18 protein-coding genes are annotated in these 18,868 nt (G+C 40.2%); 5 read left to right on the forward strand and 13 right to left on the reverse strand.

The window, feature by feature from the left end; translation table 11 throughout:
• Positions 1-24 precede the first annotated feature (24 nt).
• On the forward strand, positions 25-522 hold the full coding sequence (locus F973_RS06200; RefSeq protein WP_004678548.1) for a YcxB family protein: 498 nt from the start codon (positions 25-27) through the stop codon (positions 520-522).
• A gap of 29 nt (positions 523-551) precedes the next feature.
• A complete protein-coding gene (locus tag F973_RS06205) occupies positions 552-1,193 on the forward strand; it encodes a fumarylacetoacetate hydrolase family protein (RefSeq protein WP_004760675.1) in 642 nt (213 codons plus the stop codon).
• A 79-nt stretch (positions 1,194-1,272) separates the two neighbouring features.
• Here F973_RS06205 and F973_RS06210 read toward each other — a convergent pair whose 3' ends face one another.
• Complete coding sequence (locus F973_RS06210; RefSeq protein ID WP_004678543.1) at positions 1,273-2,535, reverse strand: YihY family inner membrane protein; 1,263 nt, start codon at positions 2,533-2,535, stop codon at positions 1,273-1,275.
• Between the two features lie 111 nt (positions 2,536-2,646).
• On the opposite strand from F973_RS06210, the gene wrbA reads away from it, so the two are divergent.
• Complete coding sequence (wrbA, locus tag F973_RS06215) at positions 2,647-3,243, forward strand: NAD(P)H:quinone oxidoreductase (protein ID WP_004760677.1); 597 nt, start codon at positions 2,647-2,649, stop codon at positions 3,241-3,243.
• A 47-nt stretch (positions 3,244-3,290) separates the two neighbouring features.
• Here wrbA and F973_RS06220 read toward each other — a convergent pair whose 3' ends face one another.
• Positions 3,291-6,524 (reverse strand): type ISP restriction/modification enzyme, encoded by a 3,234-nt coding sequence (locus tag F973_RS06220; RefSeq protein WP_004760679.1) that lies wholly within the window; start codon positions 6,522-6,524, stop codon positions 3,291-3,293.
• Positions 6,525-6,610: 86 nt separating this feature from the next.
• The gene (gene lgt, locus F973_RS06225; RefSeq protein WP_004760680.1) at positions 6,611-7,423 is read right to left on the reverse strand and encodes a prolipoprotein diacylglyceryl transferase; all 813 of its coding nucleotides are present in this window, start codon (positions 7,421-7,423) and stop codon (positions 6,611-6,613) included.
• A gap of 121 nt (positions 7,424-7,544) precedes the next feature.
• Between lgt and F973_RS06230 the strand changes: the two genes are divergently transcribed.
• Positions 7,545-8,327, forward strand: coding sequence for an NRDE family protein (locus F973_RS06230; RefSeq protein ID WP_004760681.1), 783 nt, complete (start codon positions 7,545-7,547; stop codon positions 8,325-8,327).
• A 48-nt stretch (positions 8,328-8,375) separates the two neighbouring features.
• Here F973_RS06230 and F973_RS06235 read toward each other — a convergent pair whose 3' ends face one another.
• The 5 genes from F973_RS06235 to rdgB form a co-directional block, all read right to left on the reverse strand.
• Positions 8,376-10,574: a PhoX family protein gene (locus tag F973_RS06235; RefSeq protein ID WP_004760683.1), complete on the reverse strand. Its 2,199-nt coding sequence runs from the start codon at positions 10,572-10,574 to the stop codon at positions 8,376-8,378.
• A 181-nt stretch (positions 10,575-10,755) separates the two neighbouring features.
• Positions 10,756-11,466 (reverse strand): twin-arginine translocase subunit TatC, encoded by a 711-nt coding sequence (gene tatC, locus F973_RS06240; protein ID WP_373868756.1) that lies wholly within the window; start codon positions 11,464-11,466, stop codon positions 10,756-10,758.
• Positions 11,467-11,537: 71 nt separating this feature from the next.
• Positions 11,538-11,981: a Sec-independent protein translocase protein TatB gene (gene tatB / locus F973_RS06245; protein ID WP_004760685.1), complete on the reverse strand. Its 444-nt coding sequence runs from the start codon at positions 11,979-11,981 to the stop codon at positions 11,538-11,540.
• Positions 11,982-11,993: 12 nt separating this feature from the next.
• Positions 11,994-12,209, reverse strand: coding sequence for a Sec-independent protein translocase subunit TatA (gene tatA, locus F973_RS06250; RefSeq protein WP_004760687.1), 216 nt, complete (start codon positions 12,207-12,209; stop codon positions 11,994-11,996).
• A 242-nt stretch (positions 12,210-12,451) separates the two neighbouring features.
• Complete coding sequence (rdgB, locus tag F973_RS06255; protein WP_004760689.1) at positions 12,452-13,075, reverse strand: RdgB/HAM1 family non-canonical purine NTP pyrophosphatase; 624 nt, start codon at positions 13,073-13,075, stop codon at positions 12,452-12,454.
• Between the two features lie 131 nt (positions 13,076-13,206).
• Between rdgB and F973_RS06260 the strand changes: the two genes are divergently transcribed.
• Positions 13,207-13,464, forward strand: a complete 258-nt coding sequence (locus F973_RS06260; protein WP_004760691.1) for a hypothetical protein — start codon at positions 13,207-13,209, stop codon at positions 13,462-13,464.
• Positions 13,465-13,545: 81 nt separating this feature from the next.
• On the opposite strand, the gene F973_RS06265 is transcribed toward F973_RS06260, so the two are convergent.
• The 5 genes from F973_RS06265 to F973_RS06285 form a co-directional block, all read right to left on the reverse strand.
• Complete coding sequence (locus F973_RS06265) at positions 13,546-14,133, reverse strand: tetratricopeptide repeat protein (RefSeq protein ID WP_004760692.1); 588 nt, start codon at positions 14,131-14,133, stop codon at positions 13,546-13,548.
• Positions 14,130-14,723, reverse strand: a complete 594-nt coding sequence (gene metW, locus F973_RS06270; RefSeq protein WP_004660432.1) for a methionine biosynthesis protein MetW — start codon at positions 14,721-14,723, stop codon at positions 14,130-14,132. The genes F973_RS06265 and metW overlap by 4 nt, the downstream gene beginning before the upstream one ends.
• Positions 14,723-15,883, reverse strand: a complete 1,161-nt coding sequence (gene metX / locus F973_RS06275) for a homoserine O-succinyltransferase MetX (protein ID WP_004760693.1) — start codon at positions 15,881-15,883, stop codon at positions 14,723-14,725. The genes metW and metX overlap by 1 nt, the downstream gene beginning before the upstream one ends.
• Positions 15,884-15,986: 103 nt before the next feature.
• Entirely contained in the window at positions 15,987-17,684 is a 1,698-nt protein-coding gene (gene leuA, locus F973_RS06280) for a 2-isopropylmalate synthase (RefSeq protein ID WP_004760694.1), read from the reverse strand.
• Between the two features lie 454 nt (positions 17,685-18,138).
• Positions 18,139-18,822: a Fe2+-dependent dioxygenase gene (locus F973_RS06285; RefSeq protein ID WP_004678505.1), complete on the reverse strand. Its 684-nt coding sequence runs from the start codon at positions 18,820-18,822 to the stop codon at positions 18,139-18,141.
• Between the last annotated feature and the right edge of the window lie 46 nt (positions 18,823-18,868).

Raw genomic sequence — 18,868 nt, forward strand, 5'->3', positions numbered from 1 at the left:
TGATGAAACAAATTGAAGTCGAGCATGTCTGAACAACGTCCAGCGCTATCCCTGCGTTATTACCTGAATTTAGAAGAGTCCCAGGATGGTTTTGCTTTAGTGACCTTTGGTAAAAAGACCTTTACCCGTTTTTTAACCCCACTGATTAGTATCGCCATTATTGTATGGGGTATTTATCTTGGTTTTTCGGGTGTGGGGCGTTACTACGTTGCATTGGGGGCCTTTTTCCTGATCATGCAGGGGCTGATGCGCTATTGGTTGCTGCCGATGTTGTTTAAACGACAGTTTGTCCGTTATCAGTTTGGCAAGAGTGAACAGGGCATTGACCTGTATCAGGATCATTTTGAGCTTTATGCCACAGGTAAAAAGCAAAGTGCGCAGTATGCCGAGGTGCAGTCTTTCGCCATTGGTAAACTGACTTATATGCTGGAACTGAAAAACCATACCGTGGTGATTGTGCCAAAACGGGCGTTTACGGATTCAGCAGCGCAAAGTAAATTTGAAAATAGCTTTAAAAAATAAATAATCTTGCTAATAAATAAGGAAATGCCATGAGCACCTCTCCATCAAAAATTGTGTGTGTCGGTCGGAACTATGCTGAGCATGCAAAAGAGCTTGGCAATGTGATTCCAGATCGCCCGATTTTATTTATGAAACCTGCAAGTAGTTTGACGACTCTAGCGCAAGGCATTACATGGAACAAGGCCTTGGGTGAATGTCACTATGAATGTGAAATCTGCCTGCAAATTGCACATCCCCTGTCTGGCGAAACAGATCGGGAAAAAGTACTGGAGGCTGTGGGAGCACTGACACTGGGACTGGATTTAACCCTGCGTGATTTACAGGGTGAGCTGAAAGCCAAGGGGCATCCGTGGGAACGTGCCAAAGCATTCGATGGCGCATGTATTCTGGGTGAGTGGATTGAAACCGATGAGATTGGTGACCTACAGGAACTTGAACTGATCTTGACCATCAATGGTGCCGAACGCCAGCATGGTTTCACCAAAGATATGATATTTGATATTGCCGATTTACTGATTGATATTAATCAGGCATTTAGCCTACAGACAGGTGATGTGATCATGACGGGAACACCAGCGGGTGTAGGTGCTTTACAGCCAAATGATCAACTCACCCTAAAACTGATTACCCAGTCTGGGAAATACGACTGGAATACTTTTGTCCGACCATAATCATGCATTTACAACATGCTGTGGGTTAAGTCTGAAAGTAGCCAATGACTCACCTGTTAAAGTCATTGGCTATGCAGATTTATTTCGGTTCTGTCGACATCTCAAAGATGGTTGAAAGAGGAATAGACAGTTTAGCCGCCAAATAGTCGTTGCTTTCAATCAGGGCTGGGCCAAGTCGCTCCATCCATTCATCATTCTGATGCACATTGAATACATCAGGGCGTAGAGGTAAAGGATAAGGAAGAGCGGTAAAGAAACTCCAGAAATCAACCTGCGCCAAATTCCGTACCAATACATATTCATCCTTATCTGTGCGCTTGATGAGATTTTGATTTTCAAGTTGCAGGATATAGGCAGGTAAACGCCCCAATTCACCACGACCAATAATATCCAGTAGTTCCGTTTCACTAACACTTTCACCGATTTGCTGTTTTTTATAAAACAGCTCCAGCATGTCGAGTAACATCAAAATTGGATGGCGCTTTTGCTCCTTGCCTAAATTAAATGCAGTGAGGGCATAGCTGACTTCCACACCCAGTAAAATGATGTTCCAGGACAAATAGATCCAGAGCAGGAAAATGGGAACGGCAGCGAATGCACCATAGACAATTTCATAGCTAGTGAAGTTGCTCATGATCCAGCCAAATAAACGTTTCAGGGTTTCGAAAACCGTTGCACTGAAACAGGCGGCAATCACTGCTGAAAAGATCGGGACAGTGCGGTTTGGAATGGTCCAATATAAAATGAAGAAGCCAGCAATCGTAAGTAGAAATGAAATCAACCATAAGATTAATGAACCATTGAGTTGATAGCCTGCAAAGTTGTTGCTGAGAATGTTCATTGAGGCGACAGTTGAGGAAAGTACAAACGCACTGCCTAAAATGATCGGGCCCAGTGAAATAATGGTCCAGTAACGCATAAAGCCAATCAGGCCTGTACGGGTTTCCTTGACTCGCCAGATACGATTGAAAACGGTTTCAATCGAAGACAGCATCAGTACGGTGGTGACAAAAAGAAATAACACCCCAATCACGGTGAGGTTACTGGATTTTTCGGTAAATGCGTTCAGTGCCTTGTCAAAGGCAATGGTGCTTTTAGGCAAAAAGTTGCTGTAGATCAGTTGTTGCAGTTGTTGTCGGGCAGGTTCCAGTGCCTTGATGGAGGAAATGATAACCAGAAAAACGGTCAGCATCGGGACAACGGCAAACAGGGTGGTATAGGTGAGGGAACCCGCCTGGTCCTGACAGCGATCGGCCTTGAAACGCCGTAACACAAATACAATAAATTGAAACCATGTTTTTTCTAAAAAAGGCAGTTTGTTTCGATATCGTTCGAAGATCATGGGTTCATCCTATTGTTTTAATCAAAATCCTATGCGTTTCACAGGATTTATTACCGCTAAAAATATAAAAAATATCGTATAGTGTTCTTTTTAACAAAATTATTGAAAGTGATGCAACCTTACGTTCTTGTTCTCTATTACAGTAAATATGGTTCAACCAGACAGATGGCACACCTGATTGCAGATGGAATTGAGGCTGCGGGTGTCACTGCCCGTATTCGTACCGTTCCAAATCTGGCCACTGTGGTGACTGAGGCTGAGCCGAGTATTCCTGCTGAGGGAGACATTTACTGTGCCCTGGATGATCTCACCCATTGTTCAGGTTTGGCGCTTGGTTCACCAACACGTTTTGGCAACATGGCCAGTGAAATGAAATATTTCTGGGATCAAACCACCAGTTTGTGGCTGAATGGCGCATTGCACAATAAACCTGCCTGTGTGTTTACCTCTTCAGGTTCAATGCATGGTGGGCAGGAAAGCACCTTGTTGACCATGTTACCGCCATTATTCCATCATGGCATGATGATACTGGGCTTACCCAATTCAATCCCTGCATTATCCAATACCAAAACAGGTGGCACGCCCTATGGTGCAAGCCATGTCAGCGGTCCACGCCACGATCAAGGTTTAAGCCAAGATGAAAAAACATTATGTGAGGCGCAAGGTAAGCGTTTAGGCGAAGTGGTCAAGGCGTTGGCTGCAAAGTGATAAAATAAAAGCCATAGCAGAATAGTTTTCCGCTATGGCTTTGGTTTTTATATCTCTACTAATACGGTGTCTATTTCTTGCATGATCCGATTTGTTTCGGTCAACGCAACAATGATTTTTTGATAATGCAAAATATCTTCAAAATCTAAAGCCCGATCTTTACGGTCTTTGAGCCATTTTTGGGCAGGTTGATAGCCGCCGATATAAAAATGCCAAGCAATTTCGGGGACATGATTAAAATATTGTGTGTCATTAATCCAGACTTGACCATCTTTATATATTGGTTTAGTCACGATATTATCGCCATCTATTGGATATTGGGTAATATACTGTTCAACTTTTGGGCTTTCTAATAAATGCAGTTTACGCAATTCCGCCCCTAGTTTGCCTAGTTCAAGAAAAGTTTTGGCATCTTTGGGATAGGGGACACGAGGAAAATCAATTTTTAGAAATTCCTTATAGCTTTCTCGATACTTTGGCGAGTGTAAAACCGCATAGATATAGTCCAGTAGGTCTATTGGCGCAAATGTACCGTGAATGTCTTCTTTTTCATCGGTGAAAGTTAAAGCAATGTTTTTAGATATTTTTTCAATAATTTCAGTATTTAAGTTTGGTATTCGATACGCAAATGTGTTTAGGCTCGACTTGTCGACTTGTCGACTTGTCGACTTGTCGACTTGTAACTGTTGAGTTGGATAGAGGTAAAGAGGGAATAAATTTACGCCGCCACGTCTAAACATATTTGCATCCACAGGATTTTTTGCAACTGTCGTTAAACACCATTCAATGTCGCCAACTGCAAGCCCTTGTCGGCCGATACCAATTAAAAGATTTTCTTTGTTTAAAAAATTTTGAATAAGTTCTTTTCTTGGATAGTCCATTGCGACAGAACTAAAATAACAAGGTCTATCGTCAAAAGGTCTGTAACCACAATTGATAATTTTATCTTCCCAATTATGATCTGTTTGAATTTCTTTTCGTGCTTTGTCTAACTTCCAATCACGATTATCCTTTATAGAATATTTGCTATAAATTTCATCGTTTGAAATACTTTTATCTCTTAAATTCAATGCACGATTTTTTATGTTTTGTTTTTCAAAGTCAATTGAAAAATCATCTCTGTGAGTTTGAAAACCCATTACATTGATTTTAAATAGTTTTGTTGGGTTTATTCCTTCGTTGTATTTTTCATATGCTGATTTGTCAATATTCTTAAAGACATAACTATTGGCAAATGGAATAATAGAGTTAAATTGAATAGATTTTAAAGTATTATCCAGCAAAAAATCATACTTGTTATCGCGTTTGCCGTGCAGGTCGTAGTGAAAAACTTTGCCGAGTTCATCTTTTCCCTTTTTGCCTGTTTTTACAAAGAAATTTATTGAAACGCCTTGTTCTATATCAAAAACATTTACATCGACACCTCCGTCAGGCGCAGTCTCCTTTTTCTTTGCATTTCCGTGTAAATCAATGGTGTATATTTTGTCGTAAGTTTTCAACAAATTCCAGCGCATCCCTCTAAAAGTTGGATTATCCAAAAAACCATGTGGGTTAATAAATGCTAAAACACCCGTACCATTTTTTTCAATAAAATGCTGTCCATAACGTAAGAATTTCACATAATCATCATTGATGAATTTCGAGTTTTGTTCTTTTAGTTTTTCTTTGCCACCTGGCTCTTTTTTATAATCGTCCATCAATGACATAATCCAGTCGCCTTTATTGGCACTTTCGCCGCTATACGGCGGATTCCCAATAATACACATGACAGGGGTATCACGTTTTATATGGTTGGCTTCATTGGCTTCGCTACTTAACCAGTTGGCAAATAGTGTGCCTGTATCGGGGTGACTTTCTTCTAAACTGTTGGTTAAATACACCCGTAAGCGTTGCGCTTGCTTGGGTTTATAACCTGTATCGGTTAGCAACAAATCAAGTTGCAAATGCGCCATTGCATAACTTGCCATGAGCAGCTCAAAACCATTTAAACGTGGTAATAAATGGCTTTCGACATAGTTACTCCAAATGCCTTGCTGCCCTGCAAATTTTTGATGAATATGTTTCACCACTTCGGCAAGAAACGTCCCTGTACCTGTGGCAGGGTCAAGAATTTGCACTTTATGCACTTCTTTGGTTTCGGTAATACGCTTGCCTTTGGCTTTACCTTTGGTAATGGCTGTACCTGTTGCTTCTACTTCAATCGTGGTTTTACTGGTATCGGCTAAACCTTGCGCTAAACCAAATTCGGTTTTTAAAATATCATCTACGGCACGCACTATAAAATTGACCACTGGGGCAGGGGTGTACCAAACGCCACGAGCTTTACGCAATTTGGGGTCATATTCACTCAAGAAAGTTTCGTAAAAGTGAATAATCGGGTCTTCCATTTTGGTGGAACGCCCATAATTTTTAAGGATTTCATGTACATTACAATGTAGAAAAACATCAACCAAGCTATCGACAATCCATTTAATACGGTCATCAATATCAGGGCCCGCAATATAGCCAAATAGTTTGCGTAAAAATGGATTGGTTTTAGGAATCAGTTCCGCCGCTTCCTGTCGGCTAAAAGTCGGTAAGGTCGGGTCATGTAAACGTGCGGCAAACATACCGTAAGCAATAGTTTGAGCATATACATCAGCAAAACCTTTCGGGGTAATGTCATGTATCAGGATTTGTTTAAAGGCTTGTTTTTGGTCTTTTAATGTACTGTCCTCAAAGCTATCTTCATCACTGGTTAAGGCTTTTTCAATCACATCAGAAAGTAGACGCGCTTTTGCTGCCATCATTTCTGCAAGTTTTTTAGGACTTTTAATGGTTTGTCCAATATGGGTACAAAAATTCTTGATGAGATTTTCAAAGACAGTAAAGTTCTCAGGAAGCGCTCGGATATGATTGCCAGTCACCTCAGCAATGGCGATTTTAGTGATAAATACGCCATCCTGATAAATATGAAAATTGAGATAGTCCGTAAAAATAAGATTGTTTAATGATGCTTTGTAACGATCAAATTGTTCTTTATTTCCTGTCTTTTTCAATCCGTCTAAGTCTTTATCACCGATATCTTTTGCTTCAATAAAGCCAATGGGAATATTTTTCTTTGTCAAAATATAGTCAGGTGCGCCACAAGATTGCCTTTTAGGTTCATTGGTCGCAGTAATATCTGGGACTATCGATTCAATCAGTTGGGCAAGATCGCCACGAAAGGTATGTTCTGTCGCATTGCCAAGTCGATAACGATGATTAATACGGTCTATATAGGTTGAAATAAAGTGACTCATATTGTTGTCTCATATTTGTTTAAGCTAACAATATAATTTATATAATAAAAAATCCATAAAAATGGGAGCATCAGCTCCCATCATTTTTATTTTGTTATTTGCCAGTCATAGGTTTTTCTACGGTAGGCATACCACATCATCCATAGTCCAATAATAATCATTGGGAAGCTGAGAATTTGCCCTTTGGTCATCCAGCCAAACAGGATAAAGCCCTGATCTGCATCGGGCTGGCGGAAGAATTCCATAAAGAAACGTGCCACACCATAGCCCATCAGGAATAAAGCTGAAACTGCCATACGTGGACGGGGCTTTGAGCTAAACCACCACAACACCATAAACAGGATAAGGCCCTCACACAGTGCCTGATAAATCTGTGACGGGTGACGAACCAAGCCCAGTGGGTCTGTTGGGAAAATCATGCCAAAAGGATAATCAGGATTGGTTACCTGACGGCCATATAGCTCACCACCAATAAAGTTGCCGATACGACCAAACATCAGGCCTGTGGGTACACAGGGGGCAATAAAGTCCAGTGTTTGAAACCATGTTTTTTGGTATTTCCGACACCAGAACAGCATGGCGATCATCACACCGAGGAAGCCACCGTGGAAGCTCATGCCCCCAGTCCAGACCTGAAATAGCCACAGTGGATTTTCTAGAAACTTGCCGAACTCGTAAAACAGGACATAGCCCACCCGACCACCCAGCACCACACCCAAAGCGCCGTAGAACACCAGGTCGGACACCATGTCGGCTGTCCAGCCATCGCGCTGTTTGGCTCGGTAAGATGCCAAGCCCCATGCACATAAAAATGCCAAGAGATACATCAATCCGTACCAGTGTACCTTGACTGGCCCTAAACTCAGTGCCACTGGATCAATATTTGGATAGGTCAGCATCGCTGTTCCTCAATTTAGAATTTGAAATTAAGTTTTGAGCAGATTGTAGCGGAATGATGTGAAAAATGTTGTACATTCAATGTGAAAGTCAACAGACGCTAAATGAGTGAAAACAGGATTAATGTGTATTGTCGCTTTTGCATGGCATGTTCTTGATGATATGCCGTTGTGTTTAATTTCAAACCGTGATGAGTTTTACCATCGTCCCAGTGCTCCCCTGCATCAGTGGGAAAACCGCCCGATTGTGGCAGGGCAGGATTTGCAGTCGGGTGGAACATGGATGGGTGTGACCGCAGCAGGTCGCTGGGCGATTGTGACCAACTTCCGCAATGGTCGGGACAAGAACCAGTACAGCACTTCACGCGGACACCTGATTCAGGACTTTCTGGAAAGTGATTTAGCTCCCATACGCTTTGCGCAAATGCTGGAACAGAATCAGCAGGACTATGCGGGCTTTAACCTGTTTGTGGGTGATCGTGAACAGGCGGTGTATATGAGCAATCGTGGAGAAGCGCCACAGGTTCTAGCCAATGGCGTCTATGTGGTATCCAATGGATTAATGTCTGAAGACTGGCATAAAACCAGACATTTGCGTAAACGCTTTACTCAGGAGTTTTTACCCATACTACAGCAGCCTCAAGTCGCAGAATTGGATTTGGAGTCTGCGGTTTGGGACATTCTGGAGGATGAACGGAAAATCATCCCAAAGCTATTGCCAGATACAGGCATTAGTCAGGAAATGGAAGCGTTGCTGTCCTCGACTTTTATCCAAAGTCCGATTTATGGCACACGATGTTCTAATTTTTTAAGAATGACGACTGATCAATGGCAATGGATTGAAAAAACACAACAAGGTGAACAGCAAGGAAATTTCATCGAATTAACTATTTCATTAGTAAAATAAAAAAGAGCCTATCATGGTCGATAGGCTCTTTTGGTGTGATTTTAGGGTTTAGCCTGCAATCACACCACCATCTTTACGAGTGATCACAACCGTCGCTGAACGTGGACGTGCAGTTTTGTTGCTTGGGTTCGTTTGAGTTGCTGGCCAGTTACTTGAAGGAGATGCATAGTCTGCAGAGTCTTCACCTGGATGCTGAACATTAATAAAGATTGCTTTGTAATCAGGTGTCATTGTTACACCTGTAATTTCACACTCTTTAGGTCCTACAAGGAAGCGACGCAGGGTTTCATCTGTTACTTTCTTACCAACTAAGGTTTCAGTACCATTTGAAGTCGTTGCTTTTGCTCCATCTCCAACTTGACCTGGAAGTGCAGCAAGCATCATACAGTTCGTTACATCAGTATACGCGCCGTCATCTGTTTGAATCCAAAGTACACCACGTGGGTCAAACCACATACCATCAGGGCTTGAAAGATCATTATTATCTGTCAAACCTGAAAGGTTGATGTTTGCAGCTCCAGATGCCTCAGCACCAAATAGATAGATATCCCAGTTGAAGCTTTCAGCAGTTGTTTTATCAGCTGTTTCACGCAAGCGAATAATATGACCGTTTACATTACCTTTATTGGTTTTTGTACCAGCATATTTGTCTTCATAATTACGTGGATTTGCTGCATCAGTTGGATAGCTAGTACCGCGGTTCGAGTTGTTGGTTAATGTAACGTAGACTTCACCATTTTCTGGGTTAACCGCACACCACTCTGGACGATCCATTTTTGTTGCGCCAACTGCATCAGCTGCTAAACGAGCAAAAGTGACAACATCAGCTTGTGAGCTAAATGGATAGACTGAATTGCTTTGGTTCAAACCATTTTTACCAAAGGCTAACTCAATCCATTGACCCGTACCGTCATTATTGAATTTGGCAACATAAAGTTTACCTGCATTCATGTATTTATCACCAGCAGCATAGCCACCATTGATATCTTTTGGATCCCATTTTGCATCAGATACAAACTTGTAGATATATTCTCCACGAGAGTCGTCACCCATATAAAAAGCAAGATTTTCCCCTGCAATGACACGACTAGTACGACAATCTTCATGTGCAAAACGACCTAAAGATGTACGTTTAACAGGATTTTGACGACCATCGAATGGATCAATTTCTACCATCCAACCAAATGTATTTGGTGCATTACGATAATCTTCAGCTGCTGTAGTAGCTTTTACATCCGCATTCCAGCGATCATAAAGATCTTGTGAAAGTACACCAGCCTTTACTGTTTCCCAGCCATAACGAGAGCTTGAACCTGCTTTTAAACCATAGCGTTTAAGCGCAATGATTTCTTCTGGGCGACGTAAAGTATCGTCAGTTGTGCTACGTGCGAAATAACCAATGAAGTTTTCTTCAGTCGTCAGGTAGGTTCCCCAAGGTGTATAACCATTACCGCAGTTATTATGTGTACCACGAGTTTGACGAGCTGCTGGAGAGTAGGTAGTAGCTAGAAGGGGTGAACCCGCAGCAGCACCAGCAAAATCCATCACGGTAGAACCTGTAATACGGCGGTTAAATACAGAGTTTTTAACCACTTCTACTTTATTTGTCGTTTTATCTTTTTTGATTTCGATCACAGAAACACCGTGAGCATTCACTTCACGAATGACTTCATCTTCAGGTCGACGACCATCAACTTTCGTTGGTCCCTTAGGGTGAAGGAAGGTTGGATTGATATATTCATGGTTCATAACTAATAAACCACGTTCAGATACATTTGCATCGAAACGTTGAGTTGAGCTATTTAAACCAAAAAATGTCATACCATCATGGCAGTCACCAGAACGATATTCAAAACTTAAACCTGAAGGAATATTGTTATCATCCCACGCACCGTAAGCAGGATTGATTGAATCACCTAAAGCATAAAGTACAGTTGCTTCATAACCTTCAGGCACTGTTACGATGTCATTTAGATTTTTAGCAACAGGAGAGAAGTTTAATTTTTCTGGTTTTTTATTTGGATCAACAGGTGTTGGCGGTGTTCCACCGTTATTGCTCGAATTATTATCGTCGTCGTTACAGCCAGTTAATGTCGATGCTAAAGTTAATGCAACAGCACCACTCGCAGTTTTAGTGATGAGACTACGGCGGCTAATGTGCTGTTCTAAAATGTCACGGAAATGAATATTATCCGATGTGTTGTTATCCAACTCTTGATCTTCATGATATGGCGATAGCTCGGTCATGGAATTTTTCCTAAAAAATATAACAGTTGTTCTAAAAGTTTTCCCCCAATAAACTTAATGTTTAAATGTGACGAAGCCTTGACACTTGTGTGACAGCTTTGTGAAAAATCAATTAAAAATTAAAGTAATAAAATTAAAAAAACAGGCGAGAAGCCTGTTTGTAGTTATACGAACTAAGTAATCAAGTTGTTTTTCTTTTTTCGATAATCTTGCCAAAAAATAATCCAATCTCAAACAATAACCACATCGGAACGGCTAACATGATCATAGAAATAGCATCAGGCGGTGTAACAAACATTGCTACGAAAAAACAGCCAACAATGATAAATCTTCGTTTCTCAATCAGACTTTGTGTACTCACGACTCCGATCAGAATCAAAAGTAGTGTAATCACTGGAATCTCAAAGGTTAAACCAAATACGAGAAATAGTTTTAAACAGAACGCTAGATAGCTATTGATATCTGTCATTGGCGCTACAGTTTCAGGTGAAACACTGATGAAAAAATGTAAAATCGAAGGTAATGCAACAAAATATGCAAAGGCAATTCCTGCATAAAATAGAAAAATACTGCTTAGTAATAACGGAAGAGCAAGTGTTTTTTCGCGTTCATATAATGCAGGTTTAGCAAATGCCCAAATCTGATAAATAATAAAAGGCATTGCTAACATCAGTGCAACAAAAAAGTTCAGCTTAAAGGGTGCCATGAATGTTGCAGTCACATCTGTTGCGATCATTGATGAGCTAACAGGAAGCTGAGCTCGCAAAGGTTCAGAAAGTAACTGATAGGTACGATTTGCAAATGGTAATAAACAAAAGAATAAGAGTAATAAAATTCCAACGATCTTGAATAAATGCTGACGCAAGATCATTAAATGCTTGGTAATCGGCATTTCTTCAAGTTCAATCTTTTGTTTTGATTCTTCAATCGATTGAGCAGGTAACTGAGAATGAGAGGATGTACTCATACGGCCACCTTAAATTCAGGTTGATGATCTGGTGCAGGAAAAATAGTGGTCTGAGCCTTTTGAATATTTTTTTCCACATATACAAATGAAGAATGCTCTTTCACATAGTGATAAGTAGGATAACTAATGTTATCTGTTGTTTGTTCTTGTTTACTTGGTTGAACAAACATTTCTCGTTTTTGTTGTTCGAGCTCAGACATTTGAGCTTGCATTTTTTGTTCTAGTTCAGCAATACGTTGCATTTCTTGTTGCATCTGCTCGCGTAATTCAGATAGGCGTAATTCACGATCAATATCGTTTTGCACATTACTGACAAGGCGCTTCACTTTGCCATACCATTTCCCGACAAAGCGAGCTGCTTGAGGTAATTTATCTGGTCCAAGCACAAGTAAAGCAATAATGCCGAACACCAAAAGTTCGGACATTCCAACATCTAACATATTGTTGCTCGCTTAACTTTTGATTGAGCTTTCAGTATTTTTTACTTGTGCATCAATTGTACGGGGTTCATTTAGAGATGCTGCCGCTTCGTCATCTTTCATTGATTTTTTGAAATCTTTAACGGCACCACCGACATCTTTACCTAAGTTTTTAAGCTTTGATGTACCGAAAAGTAAAATAACCACGATTGCAAAAATGAGTACGTGCCAAATTGATAAACCAGCCATAATTTTATTCCTATCAAACTTTGTATATATCTCAACAGCTTGGCATGACAAATATGTGACACTTATATTGCAATTTTGCGACAGAGGGATAAGTAGCTTTAAATAGTTGAATAGATAATTTTACTTTTTGGTTTGTAATCAAGGTTTAATACAAGGTTTTTGTTATTCTAAATTCAGCGTGTTTGATTTTTATTTTATCTAAAAGAGCTCTAGTTTTTATTAACTAGAGCACGCAGTTGGATTTATATTAAGCTAACTTTGAAGAGCTGCATCGCTTTACCACGATGACTAATTTTACTTTTTTCTTCTTTGCTGAGTTCAGCACTCGAACAGTTACGTTCAGCTACCCAAAAGAGGGGATCATAACCAAATCCATTTTCTCCGCGAGCAGCTTCTAAAATTTCACCTTTCCAAATACCTTCAAAGATTTGTGGTAGTGGATCCTCGGCATGGGTGACCAATGCAAGTACGCAAACAAACATGCCTTCAATCACTTCGCCATCTTTGCGGAATGGTACAAGGTCAGCCAAAAGCTTCTGGTTATTGGCAGCATCATTGCCATGTTCGCCTGCATAACGTGCGGAGTAAATGCCAGGTGCACCACCCAGAATTGGTACACAAAGTCCTGAGTCATCTGCGATCGCAGGTTTACCCGAAATTTTGGAAGCATGACGTGCCTTGATAATGGCATTTTCCACAAAGCTCAAACCATCTTCGATGGCATCTTCAATTTTGAGTTTTCCTTGGGGAATGATTTCAACAGGCAGATTGAGTTGCTGAAAAAGATGTTCAAATTCCGCAACTTTACCTTTGTTATTACTGGCGAGGACAAGGCTGCCTTGATTGAACCAGTGAGGAATGGGCATAGTAAATTCTCAGTTTTTCAGAAATATGATAACTATTTTAACGGATTATTTATGATAGATTTGATTCATCGAAACAAATACACATTTAAGCTAAAATGATTCCATAGGTTTTAAGTGATCTAAGAATTTACATGAATAATTTTGATCAAACTGATGTAATTGATGCACATAAATTTTCAAACTATCATCGGCATATTTTAAGAGATAGTCCATTTTGTGGCTGTTTTTATTGCCTGGATATTTTTGATTATAAAAATATCCAAGATTGGTGTGATGATGGAAATACGGCTTTATGTCCAAATTGTAGTATTGATGCCATCATTAGCTTAAAGTCTGATGACTTAATAACACAAGAATTTTTAAAAGCGATGCAAAAGTATTGGTTTTAATCCAATTATGGAATGTATTCTAAAAAACAAAAACCGACTCTTACAAGTCGGTTTTTATATCATTCAATAGATCTAAAAAGATTATTGCGCTTGAATCCATTTATCTGCACGATCACGTGCAGTACGAATCTGATCTTGAGTTAAGTTTGCAGCCAACGCTGTTTTCTTGCCTTCAGAAAGACTGATGACTTTAGTATCCAGCATACCGTCACGGGTTGAAAGCTCATACCATTGGTAAGCACCAACATAGTTTTTCTTTTGCTCTTCCATCATCGCGAGATTAAAGCTGGCACGGTTATCGCCATTACTCGCAGCTTTCTCGAAATATTTACGCGCCAAAGCTTCATCTTTCTTCGTACCGATGCCATCTGCATACATACGGCCAACATTCAATTGCGCCGCAGATAAACCTTGATCTGCTGCTGCCTTGAATAAAGTGAAAGCTTGTTTTTCATCTTTAGCCACTTCTTTACCAAACTGGTAACGTGTTGCTAGATAAAATTGTGCCCCAGCTTGACCAGATTTTGCTGCGCTTTGTAATTCACTGATACCCATCACTGAATATCGCGCTGCCTGTGTTGCAACTGATTGTGGTTGAGCAACATAGTCAGCGTGCGCTTGCATACTGATCAGACCAAATAAAAATGTGCTGATAAATGTCTTTTTCATAGAGCGCTCACTCGATAAATTGCGACTTCACCAAATAGGTTCGGCATATGCTTACTGAGCATACTACCTTGTTGGTCACCATTGACGGCAAGTCGATTAATAATTTTAATCCGATTCTCAGCACATAGGGCTTCAAAGTCACGGAAAGTACATAAATGAATATTCGGAGTGTTATACCACATATAGGGTAAAGCTTCCGAGACAGGCATTTTCCCTTTCAATGCAAGAAAAGAACGAGTCTTCCAATACGCAAAGTTTGGAAAAGTAATAATTGCCTGTTTTCCGACACGCACCATATCACGAAGTAATACATCGGGCGCATCTACAGCTTGCAAAGCTTGTGCCATAACCACAGAGTCAAACGACTGGTCGGCAAAACGGCTTAAACCCAAGTTTAAATCCTGTTGGATAATATTTAACCCTCGACTGATGGCAATTGCAATCTTTTCTTGATCGATTTCTAAGCCATAAGCACGAATATTGTGCTGTTTGCTCATATGAGCCAATAATTCACCATCACCACAGCCTAAGTCTAATACGCTAGAGTTCGGACTGATCCATTTTTCAGCGAGTCGTTGGTCTATTCGCATTAGTGCTGCTCCTGCGGTGTAGCGTGCAACTGTTGTTCTCCACCTAAAAAGGCTCTTAATGTTTTCACATAGAGTGGGATAGGGAACAAGAACGAATCATGACCTTGTTCTGCATCAATATCTAAGTAACTGACGGGCTTATGATTATCAATTAAAGCATAAACTAATTCTTGTGAACGACTTGGGCTGAAACGCCAGTCAGTCGTAAATGAAATCACCAAGAATTTGCATTTAGGCTTGCTCATTGCTTTAGTCAAGGAATGTTCATACTCACGAGATGGATCAAAATAATCCAAGGCCTTGGTCATAATCAAGTAAGTATTTGCATCGAAATTACGGCTAAATTGTTCGCCTTGGTAACGTAAATAACTTTCAACTTGGAATTCGACATCAAAACCATACATAAATTTGCCAGATTTCAAATCACGACCAAATTTCTGTTTCATGGCTTCTTCAGACAAATACGTAATATGACCGACCATACGTGCCAATATTAACCCACGTTTTGGATAACTGTCATGTTCCAAGTAACGCCCATGATGGAAATCTGGATCAGAGAGAATCGATTGGCGAGCAACTTCATTAAAGGCAATATTTTGTGCCGATAATTTTGGTGCACTGGCAATAATGACACATTTTTTTAAACGATCAGCATAGTCCAATGACCATTGTAGTGCTTGCATGCCACCTAACGAACCACCAATCACGGCAAACCAAACATCAATTCCGAGGCGATCAGATAGCATGGCTTGGGTCTTTACCCAGTCACGCACAGTGACTAATGGAAAATCTGGACCATAAGGACGATTTTCATTTTCAGGGTTTGGCGATGTTGGGCCTGTTGAACCATTACAACCACCAATATTATTTAAAGAAACAATAAAAAAATGATTGGTATCAATCGCTTTTCCGGGACCAATACAGCTATCCCACCAACCTGCTTTTTTATCATCTGGATGATGATAACCCGCAGCATGATGATGCCCAGATAATGCATGGCAAATTAAGATTGCATTGGATTTATCTGCATTAAGTGTTCCATAGGTTTCAACCATCAAATCAAAACGTGGCAGGATACGCCCACATTCAAGCTCTAATGGTTGCTCAAATTGAAATTTTTGTGGTGTGACTAAACCCACTGAATCCGATGGAAAAGACACTGGAATGATTCGCCTTGTATAAATCTTTGATCAATAATAAAAGGATACCAATTCAGGTATCCTTTCAAAAGTCATTTTTTCTGATATTACAACTCAGCTTTGCTTAAACTGCCGCAGCAGCAACTTGCTCAGTTGTAAGTACGCCTTGTTCAATTAAACGATTGGTACATGCAATAATCGCTTCAATGGACGAGGTAACGATATTGTCATGTACACCTGCACCAAATGCGCTCTTACCTGTGCCTTTGACCTGAAGTTCAATCAAGGCAAGTGCTTTAGCATTTGCACCTGAACCGATGCTGCGTTCTTCATAATTTACAACATCAATTGGCAATTGTAATGCATCGAGCATCGCCGAAATTGGACCGTTACCTTCACCGCGTAAACGTTGTACTTCACCATCAATTTCAATATCTAATTCAATGATTTGTGTACCATTGATGTCAGACAATTGATAATGCTTGGTTTGGTAATGACGATTTTTCACATCCACATAAGTGTTCTGGAATAAGGTCCAAATTTCATGTGCACTGATTTCTGTACCGTTTTCATCAGTATGTTGCTGTACGATTTGGCTGAACTCGATTTGTACTCGGCGTGGTAAAGCAACGTTGTAGTTTGACTCTAACAAATAGGCAATACCACCTTTACCAGATTGGCTATTGACACGAATCACCGCATCATAGTCACGACCTAAATCTTTAGGATCGATTGGCAAGTATGGCATATCCCAGATCTCTTCATTTTTCTGGAATTCGAAGCCTTTTTTAATCGCATCCTGATGTGAACCAGAGAATGCGGTAAAGACTAAATCACCTGCATATGGATGACGTGGGTGCACAGGTAAACCTGTACATTCTTCAACTGTTGCAATGATTTCATTGATATTGGAGAAATCCAAGTTTGGTGCGACACCTTGGGTATACATGTTCAAGGCAATCGCAGCAACATCGACGTTACCTGTACGTTCACCATTACCAAACACGCAACCTTCAACACGATCAGCACCCGCCATAATCGCCAATTCAGAAGCAGCGATACCACAACCACGGTCATTGTGACAGTGAACTGAGATAATCACGCCATCACGACGCGCCAAGTTACGGTGCATCCATTCGATTTGATCGGCATAGACATTTGGTGTTGAAACTTCAACCGTTGCAGGCAAGTTTAAGATCACCTTATTGGTTGGAGACGCTTCCCAAATTTCCGTGACCGCATCACAGACATCTTTGGCAACTTCCAATTCTGTTGCAGAAAAACACTCTGGACTATATTGGAAAATCCATTCAGTTGCAGGATATTGCGCCGCATATTCCTTGACTTTGTTGGCTGCATTGATGGCAAGCTGTTTTGCACCGTTTGCATCTACATTCAATACTTTCTTACGGAAAGTCGGAGAGTTTGAGTTGTAGATATGCACAATCGCACGTTTTGCACCGACCAAAGACTCAAAGGTACGTTCGATCAAATGGTCACGGGCCTGTACCAACACTTCAATATACACATCATCAGGAATCAAATTTTCCTGAATTAATTTTTGAGTAAAATCAAAATCAATTTGTGAAGCCGATGGAAAACCAATTTCAATATGTTTAAAACCAATTTTGACCAACATATGGAACATTTTTAATTTTTGATCCATGTTCATCGGTTCAAAAATAGCCTGGTTACCATCACGAAGATCGGTACTCATCCAGATTGGCGCCTGATTGATTTCATTGTTCGGCCATTGACGATCTGGTAAATCCACGCGTTGATACATACGGCGGTATTTTTTGCTTGGGTCAGCCAACATCATGAGATAACTCCTTGTTGTAGCATGGTTGCTGCTTCAAAATAAATGCAACGTGCTACGAATATATATATGGTGTCTATAACAATTAATTTAAAGAGAATATGTTTTAAGTACCTGAAACCAGGCAGAAAAATTTATACGCGCGCGAGGCGCAGCATCAGCAGGGCAGCGAGGTTTTTTATATAAGACGGATGGATAAAGTCATCACTTGTTTTCATCATCTACCATTCAAAATTATGATTCGGTTTTGCAGCTATATTAATCATCTAATAAAAATCAGTCTAGGTTAAAATAAGCTAGCTGCAAAGGTCTATAACAGCATTCTAGCTCTTAATTGTGGAAAATGTTTTCCTGTTTTTTGCAAGAATTGATAGTTGAGTGGGATATTTTTTCTAAATGAGTCTATTTTTTAATAAAAAATTACAGAATTTATTCAGCATGGTGAAAAATGAAGTGGTCAGAGTTCTGACCACATACGAATGAGATTATGATAAATATTGGTGAGTTTCATTACTTCTGGATATGCATCACCATGATCTATGCGAAGTTGACGAATACTTTCATCCAAATTAAAGAGCATATGACGCTTTTGATCATCTCTAATCAAACTTTGTACCCAAAAAAATGAAGCAAATCGGGTACCACGCGTAATACTACTGACTTCATGCAAGCTTGTTGAAGGGTAGAGTACGACATCACCTGCTGGTAATTTCACTTCATGGTAGCCATAAGTATCTTCAATAACGAGATCACCACCATCATATTCTTCAGGTTCACTCAAAAATAAAGTACACGATAAATCTGTGCGAAGTTGTTGATGAGTCCCTCTCACTAAACGAATTGAATTATCGACATGAAAACCAAAACTTTCGTGTTCATCGTAGCGATTAAACAAAGGTGGAATCATTTGCTTGGGGAGTGCAGCTGCTTGGAAAGTTGGATTTTTCCAAATTGCATCCATCACAAGTGCACTAAGTTGGTGGGTTAAAGGGTCACTCTCTGAAAGTTGTTGATTACGTTTTACGGAAGCTGAGAGTGTGCCAGCTGTAATTTTTCCACCGACCCAATCTGCTGCTTCCATTAATTTACGGAATTCGGCGACTTGTTCTTTTGTCAAAACATTCGGAATGTGATGGATCACTGAGCATATCCCTTTCAATTGATTATTATAAAAAATAGCCTCATAG

This window comes from Acinetobacter sp. CIP 102129 (genome assembly GCF_000368305.1).
Classification (GTDB): domain Bacteria; phylum Pseudomonadota; class Gammaproteobacteria; order Pseudomonadales; family Moraxellaceae; genus Acinetobacter; species Acinetobacter parvus.

Coding starts and splice junctions, on each gene's coding strand:
- F973_RS06200 (WP_004678548.1), top strand. CDS start 25: ATGTCTGAACAACGTCCAGCGCTATCCCTGCGTTATTACCTGAATTTA.
- F973_RS06205 (WP_004760675.1), top strand. CDS start 552: ATGAGCACCTCTCCATCAAAAATTGTGTGTGTCGGTCGGAACTATGCT.
- F973_RS06210 (WP_004678543.1), bottom strand. CDS start 2,535: ATGATCTTCGAACGATATCGAAACAAACTGCCTTTTTTAGAAAAAACA.
- wrbA (WP_004760677.1), top strand. CDS start 2,647: ATGCAACCTTACGTTCTTGTTCTCTATTACAGTAAATATGGTTCAACC.
- F973_RS06220 (WP_004760679.1), bottom strand. CDS start 6,524: ATGAGTCACTTTATTTCAACCTATATAGACCGTATTAATCATCGTTAT.
- lgt (WP_004760680.1), bottom strand. CDS start 7,423: ATGCTGACCTATCCAAATATTGATCCAGTGGCACTGAGTTTAGGGCCA.
- F973_RS06230 (WP_004760681.1), top strand. CDS start 7,545: ATGTGTATTGTCGCTTTTGCATGGCATGTTCTTGATGATATGCCGTTG.
- F973_RS06235 (WP_004760683.1), bottom strand. CDS start 10,574: ATGACCGAGCTATCGCCATATCATGAAGATCAAGAGTTGGATAACAAC.
- tatC (WP_373868756.1), bottom strand. CDS start 11,466: ATGCCGATTACCAAGCATTTAATGATCTTGCGTCAGCATTTATTCAAG.
- tatB (WP_004760685.1), bottom strand. CDS start 11,981: ATGTTAGATGTTGGAATGTCCGAACTTTTGGTGTTCGGCATTATTGCT.
- tatA (WP_004760687.1), bottom strand. CDS start 12,209: ATGGCTGGTTTATCAATTTGGCACGTACTCATTTTTGCAATCGTGGTT.
- rdgB (WP_004760689.1), bottom strand. CDS start 13,075: ATGCCCATTCCTCACTGGTTCAATCAAGGCAGCCTTGTCCTCGCCAGT.
- F973_RS06260 (WP_004760691.1), top strand. CDS start 13,207: ATGAATAATTTTGATCAAACTGATGTAATTGATGCACATAAATTTTCA.
- F973_RS06265 (WP_004760692.1), bottom strand. CDS start 14,133: ATGAAAAAGACATTTATCAGCACATTTTTATTTGGTCTGATCAGTATG.
- metW (WP_004660432.1), bottom strand. CDS start 14,723: ATGCGAATAGACCAACGACTCGCTGAAAAATGGATCAGTCCGAACTCT.
- leuA (WP_004760694.1), bottom strand. CDS start 17,684: ATGATGTTGGCTGACCCAAGCAAAAAATACCGCCGTATGTATCAACGC.